The following is a 17,934-nucleotide window of genomic DNA, read 5'->3' on the forward strand; positions in this document are numbered from 1 at the left end:
CCCCATTGGACAATTCCCCTAACCGCACGACACCTTCAAGCAAATCGCCACCTTCGCTGCGCTGTTGCTCCCCGGCAACCAGGGTGGCGCTCGATCCGTTGTCTATCCAGTCTAGGAGCACCCACTTGAGACTTTGATCAGGCCATCGCGCGAGGCACCTGCACTGGACACCTTTCGGCTTGCCTTTGCCATCCTCCAGGCGAAGTTCTTCGACACTATGCGTCGCACCCAACGGAAGCGGGACACCCAGGGAACACGGCCAAGAGACATCGCTGAGAATCCGATTAGCTAGAATCGGCATACGGAACAACGAAGTTTCCGTCGGCTTGCACTCTCCAGTCGGCTCAGATTGCGACAGCTCGGGCATCTCTCTCATAGGTCAGCGTGCAAGATTGCAGGACAGCAGTAGCGTTGTGGCCGCAAGGACAATTCGTTCCGCGCAACGTCAGACTGCTGCACAGGACGCCCCCTACGAACCACATACATTGCTAGGGTTGAGTGATCGGTTTTGGCCAGGCCCGTTGTCTGAGTTGAACTCAAATCGAGAGAATGCGATGCGGGGACTCTGCGCCTATTTTTGAGCGCGCACAACCAAGACAGACCCAGGCCGGCTTGATCGAATAGTATGTCGATCCCAAGCGTGAGATACCCACCGCATATAGCTGGGGATGTAGTAGTCCAGCTGCCCTACGCGGTGCAAGGTATCGCACTCTATGCACTCGAATCCGGCGGCGTGCCGTTGAATGTGTTCGGGCGTATTGCAACGATAGTACGTTCGATAGTTCTCGTAGCGTTCTACGCCTCTGGATCCGCGGAGCGAATCCAGGTACCAATCTTTCAGCCTCAGCCGGCCCAAGACACTGCTTGCAAGAGCGAAAGCGTGACGCGAGTTCACTGTGAAACCCCAGAAAACACCGCCAGTCCGCAACACGCCCCGAACTTTGTGCCAAAATGCACTAGGGTCCGAAACGTGCTCGAGGACCATGACCGCGTACGCTACATCGACGGAATCTTTGGGAATATCGACGGACTCGAAGCAATCCCTATAGACCCTGTCGAAGCAGGCTGGCGGCAGCACCGACTCATCAGGCTCGACCCCCCAAAACTCGTCACACATCTTGGCCAACTCGAGTTGCGAGGCATGCGATTTGTCGAACCCAGCACCGCACCCAATGTCGAGTAGAGTAACTGGCTTTTGACCACCTCGATTAGCGGTAAGGTCGCACTCCACGAGTTTACGGAAGACTACGTGGCGAGAATCGCCACGACGATAGGCCTGAAGTATCTCGGCGTACTTGCTTGCGAGCATCGCGGGCTTCTTCAACTAAATGTCCGAATAGTGCGAAGGAGTCGAAGCTATGCCGTCGACAGTGCTTCGCCTACAACTCCTTCGCGGACGGACTCAAACATGGCTGCGCACAACACGTCTCAAAGCGCGCCGAAATCACCCAAACCTGGAAGCCTGATCGGACCGGTGACGAAGGGCACAGCAAGAGGAAGCAGATAGTTCGCGCGAGTCGCCCTGGAAACAGACTCGATCTAAATGCCTCGCGACCTTTACGGGCTGCGCTAGGCCAATCTAGTGGATTGGACTTGCGAGATTGCGCCCACTGGAATTCTGGTCCATTCTCGGCAGCGGCGGTCGCTTGATCCCTTCTTCACTCAACTTGGATAATGTCACAGGAGTTTCTCGAGTTCTTCATTCGACTAGCGGCTAAAGACTTGACTAAGTAACAGTGTGGCTACGGCGAACACAGACAATGCCGCAACGGTTGGTTCAGGAATTACGACGGCACCTGAGTTCTCGTATAGCGCAGCTCTCCACTCGACATAGTCAGCCTCATCAACAAAGCCATCCCAATTCGCGTCCGCACCTTCTCCAGGCGTCACGGACTGTCCTCTACTCATTCGCCAAAAGATAAAGTCTCTCGCGTCAACTTGGCCATCCCGGTCAAAGTCGCCCGGACGGAAGTCGATATTGGAGACAATCTCGTACTCGGCAATCACGGGAAAAAATCTACTTCCGGGTCGCGTGCCCCACGCCTCGTTGAAGAACACGTACAGCCTCTCGCGTTCAGCATCCCATTCCATACCCATGGGGCGTCCATGAATGCCGTGCGTCGGGAACTCAAATCGGCTTCCCTTTACTTCCCAAGTCTTGAGTTCACCACTCGCGATGCGCGCGAGATCATCTGGATCATAGACGTAGAGGACTGATGCTTCATAACCGGGCGGATCGTTTGCGAACTCAGTATCTTTGCTCGCTCCGCGGTTGGGTGCTCCCTCGGGAGAGTAGAATTTCTTTGGATCGGCTACCGTAAAGAGGCTTGTCTGCGCTCGGTAGTCTAAAGTGCCTCGCCCGGTAGCAACCGCGTAGAGCAGACCTGAGAGGCCGTCATGCTCCACCCAAGCCGGTCCGCCATTCACTTCTTCGGCCTGCCAATAGCCAACACCGTTCTCCGCTGGAAACGACCACTGAAGGGCGCCGCCGGTTTTGTCTTGCAGATAGCGTCCAAAATAGTTTGGGTCTCGCAATTCAACCTTTTCACGCCCACCATGCACGGGAAAGTGCAGAATCTCCCGTGCCTCCATGTCTTCAAGGGATATGGTCGCCAGTGACGGCCCCAGAGACGAATTAAGGGTGTCGTAGCCACCCGCGGCGATCCCAATTGCTTGTCCAGATACGTGCCGCTCAGCCCACTGCGTCGGAACCCGAGTGAACCCCGCCCCGTAGATCTGATGTGACACCGACGGTATGTATCGCTCTCTCGCTCCACTCTTAGGGTCAATCGTTAAAAGCCAGTCTGGGGTATCGGGATTTCGATACCATGACCGTGCAGACACTATCAGCTTGCCACTGGATTCATCCCAAAGGACCCCCCGTGGACCGCCTCTAAAGTAGTTATTCTCGACGTCTGAAAAAGTCTCCCAACTCTGCACGGGGTCCAGCAGAGGCCAATCATTGGGGTCACCAGCGGCACCAACCGCTCCGTCTGCCCGAAGTTCGTAGATCAGCCCGGTATGCATGTGGTGATGTATGAAGAACCGTAGTTCACCGTCAACACGTCGGGAACTTAGAGCTCCACTGCTCCACCGCGTATTCTTACCTTTACTGCCAACTGCTAGCTGCGGCACACGATAACCACCAACAAGCTTTAAGTTCTTTGCTCCAATCAGATGCTCTTGCGAGTATGCATTTGCCGTAAGCCAACAAGCTGATATCGCCAGTACTCCAATCTTCAACACCACTCGCGTGAAATAGCTAACCATGTCGACTCTCCTTCTGTCGCGAGCAAACACCGTGCCCAGGGTCTGCAACCTCGATTTTGCTTAAGCTACGGATACGCGGTGGCTTGTTCTGTACCGTGCTCGCCACTCCTGCTATCAAAGGCTGCGGCCGCAAAGCGAAATCGAGCGTAGCATCCAACTGTCGGTCATCGTTGTGGTCAAGAAAGATCGCGTCACTAGTTGAGTAATTCGCATGCAAGCTTGCTCCAATCAAAGTTACCTTCTATCCATTGACGAGCGGCATTGCCCATCGCGACCAACCGCCGTTCGTCAGCGAGCATTCGCAGCACTTCTCTAGCGATCGAATCGGGATCGCCGCAATCGACGAGAACTCCGCTCACGCCTTCCTTAAGGGTCTCGCGCGTACCTCCCGACCGGCCAGCAACAACTGGTTTCCCGCATGCCTGGGCCTCAAGGAGCACTATGCCAAACCCCTCAATATCAGCGCCAACTCGACGGTTCGGCAGAGCGAAAAGGTCGCACTGCTGATACATCTGCAAGAGTTCCGTGTCTGAAGCGTCCGTACGAAAGACCACTGATGCCTGAACGCCGCATTCGTTGACGAGACTCCGCAAATAGTCCAGTTCGCCACCATTGCCAACAATAACGTAGAGCACATCTGGAGCCGACTCAAGGATACGCGGCATAGCGCGTATCATCATGTCGTGCCCCTTACGCCGCTGCAGCCTGCCCACCGTTAGTACTACTTGCTTACCCGACCACCCCAGCCTCGCCCTGATGGATGGAGAATACTCCGTCGGCACATAGTGACTAGCGTCAACGCCAGGGTGCATAACCCGCAAGCGTTCAGATGGAACGCCCCAAGATTCCTCAAGGAGCCGCGCCGTGTTGTTGCTATTGGCAATCAGACGGTCCGCTGAACTGACAATCAGCCGCATCTGAAACCTCAACTGACGGCTGCTGAGCAAACCTGTAGGCGGCTCGTCTTCCGGAAAAAACACCTCTTCTCCGTGAACGAAACAGACGTAGGGAATCCGTAACACCTTTTTTACCAACCAGGCTACCCACCCCGGAGTCACGCAGCTTCCGCAATAGACTCTTTCAAACCGGTGCAATCGGTGAAGTCGCACCACCTCCCAGACAAGTCCGGCGTAGGCAATCATCCCGCGAGGGACAAAGAAACCTGCGTCCTCAGGCACCCGGTATGTCCTGGACACTGCAAGCAACTCGGGACACACCTCGTCTACAGCGCCTTGCGAAGCTAGGGGCGGTGCCAGGACGTGAATTGACTCAAACGAGGATGCGCGAGAAAACACTTCATATAGCCAACGCCCGCTCCCTCCTATCTGCGGTGGGAAGACCTCGGATATCACTAGGACCCGTCCGATCTTCCGCCTCCCACCATTTTTGGATTCGGCCTCAGGTGCCATCGTATTCAGCCCTCGCCTCCTCTAACATACGCCCACCAATAGCTGTCGCACACACGCCAACGACCGCGCAGGCGTAAGAGCTTTCAGACAAAGCTCCGCTTGAGAACATGCTCGATGTCCAGTAGCCAACAAGGCCTGGGACTACCGCCAGTGAGGCGCAGCGATGCCATCGATCAGCGTTTGTTGCTTGAGCAGTTCCGTAGCAGGCAATCGCTGGGTATGCGAAAAAGGCCAAGTAGCAGACAAGGGCTGGGAGGCCACAGCCTGTGCTGATCTCGAAGAACAGATTGTGAAGCCCTTTCGCGTGTTGGTCTAACCCTCCCGGAAAGTAAGCGGGCACCAGATACTGCCCAGCATACGGACCGACGCCAAGTACTGGGTAGTCCTTGGTGATTTCGAATCCTGCTTGCCACAGACCAAAGCGCCCCTCCGCAGACGAATCGCGCTCGCCTTCCTCCGCGAACGCTGATGCAAACTCTTCGACCACTGGGGGCCCTGCAAGGATCGCTCCCATTATCAGCATTGCGGCAAGTACTGTGACCGTCCTGCGAGTCTTCGGCATCAGCCACACAAACACGGCCAGCATTGGCAAGCAGCCAAGCATACACCCACGCGACTCGAACAGCATAATCTCGTGGACCTGAAGCAAGGCGATTGTCGCGGCAACGGCCTTCTGCCATCCACGCTCTGCGTAGAGTGCGAGGGAAAGCGAACACGCAATCAGAGGAACGGTCAGGATCGAATAGACATTGTTATCACCCTTGTCGCCAAAGTTCCGATAAGCGTAGGAGCTATGCCCGTCTTCAAAGTACTCTAGGTTAATCTGGTAGGCGTTGTAGCCTTGAGCGAGCACCAGAACCCACATCAGCGCTAACACCTTGCCCGGTGAGTCTATCAGTCTTATGCCCAGCACCGCCATCAGTACTATCTTCCAGAGATTGTCCATGTAGAACGCGGTAGCGTCCGGTTCAATAGAAGAAGCTGCGCTGATGAATGCTAGAGCGAGAAATCCCCCAATCGCGAGAGACGATCGCGCGACGATTCCAACGAACTGATTCCCTTGGAAACCTACGACCAAGAACCCGATTAGCGTGCTAGCCGCGATGAACTTCTGATACTGGAATCCAGGGGGCAGGCTCCACCGCCAGTTCCACTCCGGCTGAAGGAGGGCGAAGCCGTAGTACCCAATCACGCCGACATGCGGGCTACGCAGCGACTTCATACAGACGTAGGTGAGCAGCGTAAATACAACAACTGGCCCCATCTAACCGATTCTCAATCCCTCACGCACTGCAGTGGATCCCCTCCCCAACACACATTGATCTATTAGTTCATCACAGCGGGCTTCGCGTTCTTCGAACCAAGACGCGTCGGCATAGCTTTTCCACCGTCCGACGCTCCTGGTGCTCACTTGACCTATGCCAGGCAGTTGGTCCATCCCCTCTAACTTAAAGACATCGCCCAAGCTCTTCATCACCGCCCTAGGCTCAGACACAAGCGATTCGTAGCTCACGTCATAGGCAGAATGATTCGATGCGAATACGAAGGACAACCTTGAAACGATGTAGGACAATTCATAGGGGTGAAGCTGCTTGACCTCGGCGAATAGTGGTATGTATCGTGCCAAATCGTTTGCCCAGGAGACCAGGTAAAACTCGTCCGACCTCGCAAAGTTCGCAACTGTAGCCGTGGTCGGCACCGGCTTCTGCCTAAGGAATGTTGAAATCCACTGATCTCGCGGATCCCGGTGAAGGTGAACCAGCAATACGTCGGGAAATCGGCTGGCGATCCAACCTAGCCGGAAGTCAAGCCGGTTGAACTGCAGCACGGGAAAACCCGGCGCCTCATCGACCAGAAGCCTGAGGTACTCATAGAGTGTGTGGGCAGGCACCGTTGCGGGAAGGTAGAGATCTCTCGAGGACCACCATTCTTCCCAAGGCACCTCCACGCCTGCAAACCGGTTGTACTCTTCCCAGTACTGCTCAACCCCGCGGTGGGTGTTGTCGACGCGTTGGCCCCGAGCCGCGGGATCGAACCATCTGCGTGGGTTTAATGGCTCGTAGTACGCTGTGAGTTGCCTATGCTCGCGCAAAAGCTTCCATAGCAGCGTCGAACCGCTACGGAATCGCGCGGTTATGAAAGCTGCTGGCGGAGCTGCCTCAGGAAAAGCCCGGCGATCAATCGTGCCTGACCAACCCGTCGGCTGGAACCCTGGAGGAACCTCCGCCGGCGCCGTCAGGCTGGACTGAAGAGCCGCCTTCATGACTCCTCGCTCGAGCCCCCACTGCGCGATGCGTCTGACTACAGTCCTGAACATGGGCGTCGCCTACATTCAATTGCGTTTCGGACCGACATCGATCTAGCGAAACTTCCCATGTGAACTGCTAAGATCCCAAGTGGCTGTCTTGCCTACGAATGACCAGCATCGCCTTCGAATGCCATACCAGCGGGACGCCCGCTGCCATCTGTACTCCCACACTAGGCGGTTGTGCAAACGGTACATCTCCTTTCTAAGAGCCGATGGCCCCGGGACGCTCGACTCTGGCTTGTAACCTAGCTGGGTCATGACTTCCGCCGTTGCTGCTTCGACGTTGGCCAGCTGCCGACCGCTAAGAGATTCTCGCCACTTCTCGTTAATGGACGGATCTGGCGGGCGGCGAACGTTCCGATTGCCCTCATGAATCCGGATTCCACTATCCCGTTCATGATACCGAATCATTGCCTCTTCCATCGGCAACCCCACGAAGTCACAAACACGTTGCAGCTCGTTGGCAAACGCCTTTACGAGGTCTTCGTACCGGAGAAGCAGGCATCGATTCTGATACTGTTGCCGGAATTCCAACTGCCCTTGCACCTCAGCGGCCCAGCGCTCGCCCGCCGAATACCAGTTGCAGCTCGTTCCACGCTCCAGAAAAGACCTGGCAACAGCGCGGGGATCCCGAACGATTATGATGAACTTCACGCTGGGCATCGACTCCGCATAGTCGATCAGATAATGGGATACCTCTGGGTCTTTTAGGCACCACCTCGGCTTGCCGGCATCGGCCGCCGCCTGTGACATACGCGCGTCAAACAATTGCACAGGCGACGCAATCTCCGAGAGTGTTGCTGAGGCCCCCCCCAGCCCTAGCCCGTCCAGCCTTTCACTAAGTTCTCCCACGCTGCAGCTTCCACTAAACAACAGACGGTGCACTTCATGCAGCTCATTTCGACACCACAATCCGGTGGAGCCGGACAGCGCCTGGAATAGAAGCGTCGTTCCTGACCGGCGCGTACCAGTTATGAGTAAGGCGGGGCTCAATTCAAACCGTCAACAAGTAAAGTACTACTGCCCAGACCGCCACCAGCCCGTCGATCTAGCTGCCAGCGTCTTTGATTGCTGGAGAGCAACACAACTGTTTCGCACTCGCACCTCGACTGCTCCGTTAAAGAGTCGAACGCATCTGGCTATCACAGAGAATGAGCGGCTCCTAGACAAAGAATTCATGACTTCTAACGACAGCTGACAATCGCACGAGCTGATCACGAGCAATACGATTCTCCTCGCTGCTCCATGCGGCTCCTGTACGAGAAACTCATCGTTGCACCTCAACTGCACGCACGAATCTTTGTGAGTGACATTCCCTTACCCAACTCTTCCCGCGGACTTAAGCGAATCCCGACTGTAGAAGCAGGAAATACTTGCGCGAGCACAGCTTGCGAGGAACCAAACGAGAACCGCGACTTCAAGCGACTACTCACCTCCCAAGCATCTAGCGAGAAAGCGGAGTCGTAGACGCTTGCGTTTATGAGACTCATTCCTACCATCCGTAGTCGGTGGCATAACCGAAGTCGATCAGCTCTCTCCCGGCAATCCACTTGAATTGTGCCTTTCGCCACCATGACCAGGCACGCCACTTGTCAATTGGTCTAAAGCCCGCCGGCTTCGGAACCTGCTCCCAATGGAGTGCTCGCTTGCTTCCTCGATGTGTTGAGCTCCCCCTAAGCGGCAGCATGTCGAACTTTGTCCAATCGAACTCCCCATCGTCCACTCCCAAGAACGCGAGGATTTGCGGGATACACCGGCGTGGATGTTCTACCAGATCTTCATAGCGAACAAACGTCCAATTCTTACCTGCCGCCCCCCGATGAGTTGCCATAAACTCAAGAAGCGTTTTCGCACCGTTCCTCCACTGCCTCATCCAGTGACGAGGCGGCGCGTATGTGAAGCTGCGGGAAGCGGACTCTACCGTGTCACGACCGTCGCGAACAATGATGATGAGCTTTGCCGATGGAAACAACAAATCAAAGTTCTCAATCCCCCACGGTCGAGGCGTCTTCATGATCAGCCTCGTGTGCTTACTCTCGCAATGCTGACGAATGAACTCGAGCAGGCCACGCCCAAGGTAGGAAACCGCCGCACTACGCTGTTCCGCACTGATGCGAGTCTTCCATCTGTTGTCACTTCGATTCACATACTCGACCAGCAAGTCCGAGTGTTCCAGCAAGTAATCTTCCGTTAAAGCAGGCAGCTCCCACCCTGGGAGAAGCTGTATGATGTCTGCGAGAAAGTTGGTGCCAGACCGGTTCATTGCGCCTACGATGAACGCGGGCGGATAAGAGGAGGCGGCTAGCTTCGAAGACGCGTCTAATTCAGCACGCACAATCAATTGCTCTGAATCGCTAAGAAGGGGTACTTTGCCAAGGACGCGAGATAGGTCTTCCAGTACGGGAGGTGCAATGGTCGGTACTTCAGCCCCTGCCGAAAGCACTTGAATGCCGAACGATAACGCCGATGCCGCCAGTAGACGCCGTATCCTAACCTCCAAAAATACTCACGAGACAGCCGCTTACGAACTGCAGAATGCAGATGAACCGGAAGGTCCGGAACCGACTGAATATCTCGAAAGAGCTCGATCAATTCGCACTCGTTGTCTATCGCCTTGGAGATCGAACTAGCACTCGATGCATTCGATATGTTATCGGTGTGCACTGAATACTCGAGATGGACGTCATTGATGTACGCTAGCTGCGCACCCGCGAGTAGTGCACGGATAGGATACTGCTGGTCCTCACAAACTCTATAGGTTCCACTAAACCGTACAGTATCGAGAACCCATCTGCGAATTAGCGACGTTTGCTGGCTACACTCTAACCCATTGAGAATTGCGCATTCGAGCGTCGAAGCATCGTCGAAGATATTCACTTCACCTACACGACGCACGTTCAGTTCGAGGAACGGGCGAGGCCTATCATCACTGTAGAATTTGTTCTCTACGAGCGTTTCTCGAGAAATCGAGTCCACCCGTCTCAAGGAACCGTAAACCCAATCCACTTCTGGATTGCTTTCTAGTGCGTCAACACAAGCTTGAAGGTGATAAGGTCGCCACGCGTCGTCGCTGTCAAGAGGCGCCACGTACTTACCCCTTGCTAGCTCTGCACCTCGGTTGCGGCAGTAGAAAAGCCCTCGATTCTCATGCCGCGAGTAAGTAACTCGTCCAGCGACGTGGCTCGTAAGCCCCTCTACTACAGCCCTGGTATTGTCGCTGCTACCATCGTCGACGATTATCAACTCCCAATCCGTGAAAGTCTGCTCTAGCACCGAGTTGATTGAGGCCTCAATTAAATGAGCTCTGTTAAACGTCGGAATGTACACAGACACGAGCGGCGTGCTCATACGTAACTTTCGGGATTTGGACCTAGGCAAGTTATAACTGCTGGTTGCAGCAACACTATGCTGGTCGCTCCGCTAAGCTCAGTTCCCCAACACGGCGCAAGCGAAATCCATAACGCGCTGCTGCGCACTCAAATGCTTCAGTACACTCTGGTCCATGACATTCGACCGCACAACTTGACGTCGTTTTCAAGAACGAGGTATCGCCGTTCCGAAACACGGCGTCTTCGGCTCCTTCGACATCCACCTTCAGAAGATCTACCCTGGGAAACCCGTATCGGTTGAGCAGTGTCTGCAGATGAAAAACTGGGATTCCTTCGTCGTTCCCATCGACTCTTGGTAGAGTTTGCGTCGCCCAATGACGGCCATCCCTATAATCTCCGCGTACTACTGCCAACGTTGTATCTTCGGACCAGATGCCTGCATTCACGATATGGCAACGTGACGAAAACGCCCGAAGGTTCCTCGCTGCAACATCGAAGTTCTGAACATCTGGTTCGATTGCAATTACATGGGCATGTGGGTACCGATTGAGGAAGTACAAGCTTGTGAGTCCGACGTTGGCACCAGCGTCAACGATGTACCTTACGTCGTTGGACTCAAGGCACTCGTACTGTTCTAAGAGAAACACTTGGCGAAAAACGTCGAAATCGCTCGATCCGTTTCGCAGTATGATTGAGTCAGGGTATCCTCTCAAATGCAAGAGCGTGGCTCCACGGGTTTCCCCGCCGGCGGCTACGAGACCAGACAAGGCACTTACGATAGATTGAGTCTTCACCGTCTTTGTGACCCGCACAAGTTCGTAGAGACGGCGGCGGCAAGATCGCCAAGCGTTAACAAGAGAGCTCATTGCACAAGACACCTACTGCTTTTCCTATAGTCAAACAGGTTCGAAGAGACCTTGCCGAACCCTGAAACCCTCACTGCTCAGATAGATCCTTTATCGCCCGCGCGGGAACGCCTACAGCAACGCTCTGTGCTGGGATCGAATCTCGGACTACGGCTCCTGCACCTACCACGCACCGGTCACCGATTGATACTCCGTCCAGCACTCGCACGCCGCAACCGATCCAACAGCCCTGGCCTATGTCGATACCTTTCTTCGCCACCCCGTTCCCTGCAATAGAACCCGAATGCCCAATCCGGTGGTTTGCCGGTATGATCGTTGTGTGCGCGGCAATCATAGTGTCGCGGCCTATTCGCAATCCTCCATGCCCATAAAGCACGGCATAAGGCCCAATGAATACCCCATCTTCGATTTCGATTCTTCCGCCGCAGGTATCAATGACGACACCAACTCCAAGTCGCACGCGACTTCCGACTACGATTTCGCCATTACTGCGGGTGTTAAACACGACTGATGGATGAATGAATTTGTAGGACGCAACATCTAGTCGTGGTGTCATCGTCTGCTGATGCCGACGAGCCTGCTCCTGCAGCTTCTCGATAAGTCTCCAGATTAGCCCCAACACCTCACCCTCAATCCTCAAACAGTGCACACGTTACATCTGGCTCTAGGCGCCAAGTCGCATCCAACATTACGGTTCCCATATGCGGAATTGGTAGTTTTCCCGACCCATAGTAGTCAGTGCCAGCAATTTCGAATGACAGGTATCCCTTCAACACGTCAATGTTAGTCGCCCCATCCCCTAGCCACACATCTACTTCGTAGGCCCCTTGCAGAAATGGGAGCTTTGGGATGCGGCAACTGAACTTGCCACTCGCGCGAGGTTTCGCATTGGCAGAGAACCCGGTCATCCGTGTATTAACACCAGCCACCACACCTTTCGTAATGTGACTGAACACGAGTCCCATGACTGGAGAACGCAGCGGGACCTCCGGGTTGGAGAATTCCATCTCGACCTCAATACCACCCCCGAGCGGGACTTGGTGGTACCTGCCACCTGAATCAATAATACGAGCAGATTGGATCGAAGGTCGGCACCACGCTTCGCGACAGTCACTCATACTGGTTATCGAAGCTCGATTTCCGGTGCTCACGGCGGTGTGTGATTCGATCGCTTCGTCAGGACGGCCGTCGAATGACAGTGAACCGTTGTGCATGACCAGCGCGCGAGAACAGAGGTTCAAGACCGACGCCATGTTGTGACTGACGAAGAGCACCGTGCGACCACTTCGCGCAACATCTTGCATCTTCCCCAAGCACCGTTTCTGAAATTCCGCGTCTCCAACAGCCAGCACTTCGTCTATGATCAGTATTTCCGGCTCTAAGTTTGCAGCCACTGCAAACGCTAGTCGGACCTGCATTCCAGAACTATATCGCTTCGTCGGAGTGTCCAGAAACTTCTCGACTCCGCTGAATTCGACGATCTCGTCGAACTTGCGATCGATCTCTCGTTTAGTCATTCCGAGGATCGTTCCGTTCATATAGATGTTTTCGCGCCCCGTCAGTTCAGGGTGGAATCCGGTGCCTACTTCCAGCAGGCTCGACACACGGCCGCGGATCATCGCGCGGCCGCTGGTCGGCTCGGTGATTCGGCTAAGGATTTTCAGGAGCGTGCTCTTGCCCGCACCGTTGCGGCCAATGATGCCGACCACCTCTCCTTCCTTGACATCGAACGACACGTTCTTGAGCGCCCATAGCACGTCGTCGCCCCTGTCGTCGTCACGAAAGCTGGTCAACTGTCTGAGCCGAACGAGATTGCGCCAAGGGTAGCGGATGGCGCCGGCAACAGCCCCAGTGAGTGTGTCTGGCACTTCCTCCTTGGCGCCAATGCGGTAAACCTTAGAAATACTCTCGATGGCGATCGCGGGGGCTGGCATCTAGCTATTTCGTGCTACGACTTCCACGAGGAAAGGTCTCTGTTTATTAGTTTCTCGGTCTCTTCGATGTCGCCGAGAAAGTTGGCGACTAGTCTGTGGCGGATCTGCCTACCCGCTCCACCGATCGATCGGATATGGCGTTGACGGATCCAATCTCCGATAGGCGTGCGTTTTACGATCTCTTTGGCCCATCCCAATCGCAGCGTGTCGAGCCTGCTCTGGAGGCCTGGATAGATGATGCGGTTGATGTGTTCTTCAACGCCACTTGGCTGAAAATCGGCATCAACGCCGAGGAATTGGAAGAACTTCCTAAGCGCGTCGCGCGGCCTGTCCTGAATGTCTTCATATAGCTGTACGCAAAGATTGTCCCAGCCGAAGACATCCGCCCACAAGCGCAGCTTGTCGGCGTACAAACTGTGGCCGAAAAAATAAGGTCGATGACAGACATCACCGAAGGACTTGCCTGGGAATCTATGCGAAACCAGGGTGAACGCTGAGAATGCTCTGTCGACCGGATCTCGGAGAACCACGATTAGTTTCAGACCAGGAAACATATCAGCCACCTCCCTCGGATCTGCCTCGTGCAGATAGGTGGGTGTGATTTCGCCTACTGCCGATTCGCGATCGGCGGAGTGGAAGTGCGACAGATACCAGGCAAGCCCCTTGGACTGGTGATCTTCGAGGTTGAAAAATTGGATCTCTTTTTCGGCCGGCACAAAGATCTCTGGGTGCTCAGCCAGGCGGTTGTGGAGCCAAGTTGTAGCGGCACGTTGAACCCCAATACCTAGAAATGTAGGCTGCACCGGGGTCGCTCGAGTGGTTCGAACTTCTGCCATCGATTTAGGCGACGTCGGCGAACACCCGTTCTTTGCTTCGGAAATACGCCAGCCCGGTGAGCAGCAGCGCCGACGCTACGGCGGCGCCTATGGCAATCAGGCTCCATGGCATGGGCTGAGTGCCAAGCAGACCGGCACGAAATCCTTCGATCACGCCAACCATTGGATTAATGGCGTACAGCAATCGATACTGATCGGGGATAAGGCTCGTGGGGTAGACCACCGGCGATGCGTACATTGCCAGCTGAACAACGAAAGTCATCGCGTGCTTGATGTCGCGGTACTGGATCGCCAGTGCGGTGAGCCAAATGCTGACCGCGGCGGCAGTCACGACCATGAGCACTACCAATAGTGGTACGAATACGCACTGCCACGGAGGCAGATGTTGAAAGGCCGCCATAAGGAGAGCCAGGCAAACCATAGCAATGGTGAAGTCGACCAGCTTGGCCGCTACAGCCGAAAGTGGCATGAGGATCCGCGGAAAATACACCTTTCTGAGCATATTGGCTTCACTTACTAGGCTGTTGACGCCATCTGTGAGCGCGTTAGAGAAGTAAGTCCAGGGGACCAGCGCGGCAAAGCTGAACAGCGCATACGGCACGCCATCGCTGCTAACCTTCGCGAGTTTACCGAAGACAACCGTGAAGAGGAGCATGGAGAAGACCGGCTGGATGATCGCCCAACCGATGCCGATAGCGCTCTGTGCGTAGCGGACCTTCACCTGGCGCCAGACAAGAAACCGAAAGAGGTCACGATAGGCGTGCAATTCCTTCCAGTCGAGAAGCCGCCATCCGGAGCGTCGCTCGATTACCGTCACGAATTCGGAAACGGCCACGAGATCGCCGGCGGGTGCGGGGGGCTCGGATTCCAAATCGGTGGCGGCAGCTAGGACGTCGGTGGACATGCGTTCTTAGTTGGCCTCGATCAAACGGTCATGAAAACTTGACGGGCGTTTTGCTGTATCAGGATCCTGGCTGCGACTGCGGATTACGCGCGCGGGAACCCCGGCTGCAACTGCTAACGCGGGGATCGGACGGGCCACCACTGCTCCCGCGCCGACCACCGCGCCGGCCCCCACGTCTGCCATGATAATCGCGCCGGCACCAATCCAGGCGCCCGCACCGATCGTCACGCGCTGACTGTCGCCTGGCTGGTTCCTAATAGGCTGATCGAGCCGGTCAAAACGATGCGACAGTGGCCCACTAGTCACTTGCACAGCCGGCCCTAACAACACATCATCTTCGAGCGTCACAAGCCCGAGGTGGCAGCGAGGGCCGACGTAGACATGGCTACCAATTGCGATACCCGGCTTGCTTAAGAGGGCGCCGAAGCCGATCACGGCGTTGTGGTCACAGCGAGAAGCGGTGTAGCTAAGAAATACGTTCCTCACCAAGACGCCGCTCGACCCAGGCCATAGCGATAACCACTCGCAGGTTGACTCAAAGGCCCTTTGTTTACCACGCATCAACCGACAAAGAGTGTATTGAAGCAGGGCAACCGTGACCGGCACGAGAGCTATTGCCCTGCAGAGATGTTGGGCGAGGGCTTTCAAGCGTGTCGCCCCAGTACTTGTTCGTAGAGTGCGACGTACCGCTGGAGGCTAATGGCCAAGTCATACTCCTCGGCTACGCGTCGGCGGGCAGCGACGCCCATCTCTCGACGCCGTTCAGGATCGCGCAGCAACTGGATTATAGCATTCGCCATTCGCCCGGAATCTCCCCTCGGGATGAGCAGCCCATCTTGTCCGTATCGGACGATCTCTGGGTTGCCACCGACATCGGTCACGACAACCGGCGTGCCGCACGCCATTGCTTCTAGCAGCGTAAGCGACGCCGCTTCGCTTACGCTCGACAGAACGAACAAGTCGCTGGCGGAGAGGATTGCGGCTACGTCGCTTCGAACGCCAGTAAACTCGACTCGGTCTGACAAGCCGAACTCGGCGACCAGGGAATCGATCCGCTGGCGTTCAGGGCCCTCTCCAACCAAGAGCAGGCGGGCGGAAGGTTCAGCCTTCGAAACCTTGTCGAACGCTCGGACTAGCGTCTCGTGGTCCTTTACTGGATGAAACCGAGCGACCATGGACAGATATAGCAGATCGGGATCGAGGCCTAGTCTTTGACGAGCAAGATCCTGTGGGACAGCAAGTGCTGAGAACTCGTTGAGGTCGATGCCATTCGGCACGACCCGGACGCTCCGGCTAGCGAATCCATCCTTCTTCTCTACCGCTTCCGCGGCAAACTGGCAGCAGGCAGTAGTCAGATCAGAGAAGCGGCTCAGCAACAACCTATTCGCCCACCTCCGCTTCCAACTCACTACATCGGGATAATGGCGACCGTGCTCGGTGAAAATCACCTTCGCCTTGGCGCCTCGCAGCTTGGCTAGCGCGGCGTAGAAGAATGGGGTGTACTGGTGAGCGTGCAAGATCCGCAGACCGCGCTCTCGGACGATCCTCGATATTAGGCCAGGCATACGCAAGTCAATGCCAGGTCGTCGCCCCAAGGCTATAACATCGATGCCCTCATCCTGTAGCAGTGCACCAAGTCGTCCGAGTTCGTCCAGACATATAATCGTCGCTTCGATCGACGGGGCAAGCCTCCGAGCCATCTCGGCGACTAGCACTTCAGCCCCGGCAACCTGCATCGTGTGCATCACGAAACCGATCTGCAAGGGCGTTTCCGGCTGCACGCGGCCATCTCGCAATCTCGGTTCTTCGAGGGCGGTTGTCATTATGATGATGCGCTGAGCGGATGCCGCGTCTTGGGTGATGAGTCTTTCAGCACAACGTCGCTAGACTCCGTCAGTTCCTCAAACGGCAAGAGGCATGTCGACCAATCATGGTTAGATTCGACGAAGCGCCGCGCTCTGCGCGATAGAGTCTGCATAGACTCCGGATTCGTGAACAAGTAGTCGACCTGTTGCACCCACTCTGATGCGTGAGACGCGACCAGCAGATCACAACCCGGCTCCGCTTCGATGCCGGTTAGGGCTTCCGGGCTGGCCACCACGGGCTTCCCCATAGCCATCGCCTCAAGGACCTTGTTTTGAATGCCACGGGCGATACGTAGCGGGGCTACTGCAACCGTGCTCTCCCTCAAATAGGGCCGCACGTCAGGGACATCTGGGCAAATGCTCACGCCTGGCGCAGAAGCGAGCCGCAGTATTGCCTGCGACGGGCTCCGTCCAATCACTTTAAACTCCGCGGTGGGATGCCTCTCTCTAATGAGCCCCCAAACCTCGTTGGCAAACCAGACGACCGCTTCGACATTTGGCAGATAATCAAGCACGCCAACAAAGCAGCAACTCAAACGGCAACTCTCTTGCACAAAATCTGTGGTAAAGTACCCCAGATCAACGCCATTAGAAGCCACCCGGGCATTCTCAAACCCGACCGCTTGTTGCAGCAGTTGCTTCTCGTCCCGGCTTATGATGTACACTCGATCGGCGTGGCGTGTGATCTCACGCTCCAGCTTCTGCACTCGGGTCGATTCCCAACGGTAGAGCCAGGACCGGGGAAACGCAGCGCCGATCGCACAATCTGCCCACTTCAAACTGTCCACGTCAACCAAGTCGACTGCCGTAGGAACATCCCTCAGCTTGGGCAGCCGGGCATAGCGATACATCCCTGAGCAGAAACATAGGATGAAGTCAAATCTATCGACCTGCGCCCAGTCACTAAGAATCCTCGCAAGTCGGTGACTCCAGAAGTGCCCCTCGGTAGCAGAGCGTCCGGTCAGCAAGCATATGGCGTCCTGCACAACCCGGCTGTTAGGTGATGTTGGCTCAACCGCAACACGCGTACAGAGCTTCTGCAATTCACCGATGACCCCTCCAGCGACTGGATGTTCCGCTACGCAACCAAGCGACACTTCAGCGCGGCCGGCGAGAAACCGCAGCAGGTGGTGCGATCGGATTCGATCTCCGCGATCTGGAGGGTAAGGAACGCGGTGTGTCAAAAACAGGATCTTCTTCAACGCTCGACTAC

The 17,934-nt window shown here is 55.7% G+C and carries 17 protein-coding genes and 1 pseudogene; 1 reads left to right on the top strand and 17 read right to left on the bottom strand.

The window, feature by feature from the left end; all coding sequences use genetic code 11:
* Nucleotides 1–133: 133 nt before the first annotated feature.
* The 11 genes and pseudogenes from KOR34_RS27520 to KOR34_RS27545 all read right to left on the bottom strand — a co-directional run.
* Nucleotides 134–376: pseudogene (locus tag KOR34_RS27520) on the bottom strand (RIFT barrel domain-containing protein); the annotation flags it as partial.
* A 195-nt stretch (nt 377–571) separates the two neighbouring features.
* The gene (locus KOR34_RS27525; protein ID WP_390620793.1) at nt 572–1,309 is read right to left on the bottom strand and encodes a class I SAM-dependent methyltransferase; all 738 of its coding nucleotides are present in this window, start codon (nt 1,307–1,309) and stop codon (nt 572–574) included.
* Nucleotides 1,310–1,707: 398 nt separating this feature from the next.
* Nucleotides 1,708–3,270 carry a hypothetical protein gene (locus tag KOR34_RS17780; RefSeq protein ID WP_146566673.1) on the bottom strand — a complete coding sequence of 521 codons (1,563 nt, stop codon included), beginning with the start codon at nt 3,268–3,270 and terminating at the stop codon, nt 1,708–1,710.
* A 194-nt stretch (nt 3,271–3,464) separates the two neighbouring features.
* Nucleotides 3,465–4,679 carry a glycosyltransferase family 4 protein gene (locus tag KOR34_RS27385; protein WP_146566675.1) on the bottom strand — a complete coding sequence of 405 codons (1,215 nt, stop codon included), beginning with the start codon at nt 4,677–4,679 and terminating at the stop codon, nt 3,465–3,467.
* Nucleotides 4,669–5,901 (bottom strand): O-antigen ligase family protein, encoded by a 1,233-nt coding sequence (locus KOR34_RS17790; protein ID WP_197531536.1) that lies wholly within the window; start codon nt 5,899–5,901, stop codon nt 4,669–4,671. The genes KOR34_RS27385 and KOR34_RS17790 overlap by 11 nt, the downstream gene beginning before the upstream one ends.
* Nucleotides 5,902–5,943: 42 nt before the next feature.
* Nucleotides 5,944–6,996 carry a sulfotransferase gene (locus KOR34_RS17795; protein ID WP_146566679.1) on the bottom strand — a complete coding sequence of 351 codons (1,053 nt, stop codon included), beginning with the start codon at nt 6,994–6,996 and terminating at the stop codon, nt 5,944–5,946.
* A 42-nt stretch (nt 6,997–7,038) separates the two neighbouring features.
* Nucleotides 7,039–7,980, bottom strand: a complete 942-nt coding sequence (locus tag KOR34_RS27530; protein ID WP_146566681.1) for a sulfotransferase family protein — start codon at nt 7,978–7,980, stop codon at nt 7,039–7,041.
* Nucleotides 7,981–8,479: 499 nt separating this feature from the next.
* Nucleotides 8,480–9,430, bottom strand: a complete 951-nt coding sequence (locus tag KOR34_RS17805; protein ID WP_315852864.1) for a sulfotransferase family protein — start codon at nt 9,428–9,430, stop codon at nt 8,480–8,482.
* Nucleotides 9,325–10,335 (bottom strand): glycosyltransferase family 2 protein, encoded by a 1,011-nt coding sequence (locus KOR34_RS27535; RefSeq protein WP_146566685.1) that lies wholly within the window; start codon nt 10,333–10,335, stop codon nt 9,325–9,327. The genes KOR34_RS17805 and KOR34_RS27535 overlap by 106 nt, the downstream gene beginning before the upstream one ends.
* A 55-nt stretch (nt 10,336–10,390) precedes the next feature.
* The gene (locus KOR34_RS27540) at nt 10,391–11,182 is read right to left on the bottom strand and encodes an FkbM family methyltransferase (RefSeq protein WP_146566686.1); all 792 of its coding nucleotides are present in this window, start codon (nt 11,180–11,182) and stop codon (nt 10,391–10,393) included.
* Nucleotides 11,183–11,252: 70 nt separating this feature from the next.
* Entirely contained in the window at nt 11,253–11,516 is a 264-nt protein-coding gene (locus KOR34_RS27545) for a hypothetical protein (protein ID WP_390620794.1), read from the bottom strand.
* Between KOR34_RS27545 and KOR34_RS27185 the strand changes: the two genes are divergently transcribed.
* On the top strand, nt 11,466–11,693 hold the full coding sequence (locus tag KOR34_RS27185) for a hypothetical protein (RefSeq protein ID WP_228714688.1): 228 nt from the start codon (nt 11,466–11,468) through the stop codon (nt 11,691–11,693). The two genes, KOR34_RS27545 and KOR34_RS27185, sit on opposite strands and share 51 nt — an antisense overlap.
* A gap of 118 nt (nt 11,694–11,811) precedes the next feature.
* On the opposite strand, the gene KOR34_RS17825 is transcribed toward KOR34_RS27185, so the two are convergent.
* The 6 genes from KOR34_RS17825 to KOR34_RS17850 form a co-directional block, all read right to left on the bottom strand.
* On the bottom strand, nt 11,812–13,116 hold the full coding sequence (locus tag KOR34_RS17825) for an ABC transporter ATP-binding protein (RefSeq protein ID WP_146566690.1): 1,305 nt from the start codon (nt 13,114–13,116) through the stop codon (nt 11,812–11,814).
* 14 nt (nt 13,117–13,130) lie between these two features.
* Complete coding sequence (locus KOR34_RS17830) at nt 13,131–13,919, bottom strand: sulfotransferase family protein (RefSeq protein ID WP_197531538.1); 789 nt, start codon at nt 13,917–13,919, stop codon at nt 13,131–13,133.
* A 37-nt stretch (nt 13,920–13,956) separates the two neighbouring features.
* Nucleotides 13,957–14,856: an ABC transporter permease gene (locus KOR34_RS17835; RefSeq protein WP_146566694.1), complete on the bottom strand. Its 900-nt coding sequence runs from the start codon at nt 14,854–14,856 to the stop codon at nt 13,957–13,959.
* 6 nt (nt 14,857–14,862) lie between these two features.
* On the bottom strand, nt 14,863–15,291 hold the full coding sequence (locus KOR34_RS17840; protein ID WP_197531539.1) for a hypothetical protein: 429 nt from the start codon (nt 15,289–15,291) through the stop codon (nt 14,863–14,865).
* 209 nt (nt 15,292–15,500) lie between these two features.
* Nucleotides 15,501–16,619 (bottom strand): GT4 family glycosyltransferase PelF, encoded by a 1,119-nt coding sequence (gene pelF / locus KOR34_RS17845; protein WP_228714689.1) that lies wholly within the window; start codon nt 16,617–16,619, stop codon nt 15,501–15,503.
* A gap of 59 nt (nt 16,620–16,678) precedes the next feature.
* A complete protein-coding gene (locus tag KOR34_RS17850) occupies nt 16,679–17,923 on the bottom strand; it encodes a TIGR03087 family PEP-CTERM/XrtA system glycosyltransferase (RefSeq protein WP_197531540.1) in 1,245 nt (414 codons plus the stop codon).
* Nucleotides 17,924–17,934 lie beyond the last annotated feature (11 nt).

The sequence above is a fragment of the Posidoniimonas corsicana genome, from assembly GCF_007859765.1.
Taxonomy (GTDB): Bacteria; Planctomycetota; Planctomycetia; order Pirellulales; family Lacipirellulaceae; genus Posidoniimonas; species Posidoniimonas corsicana.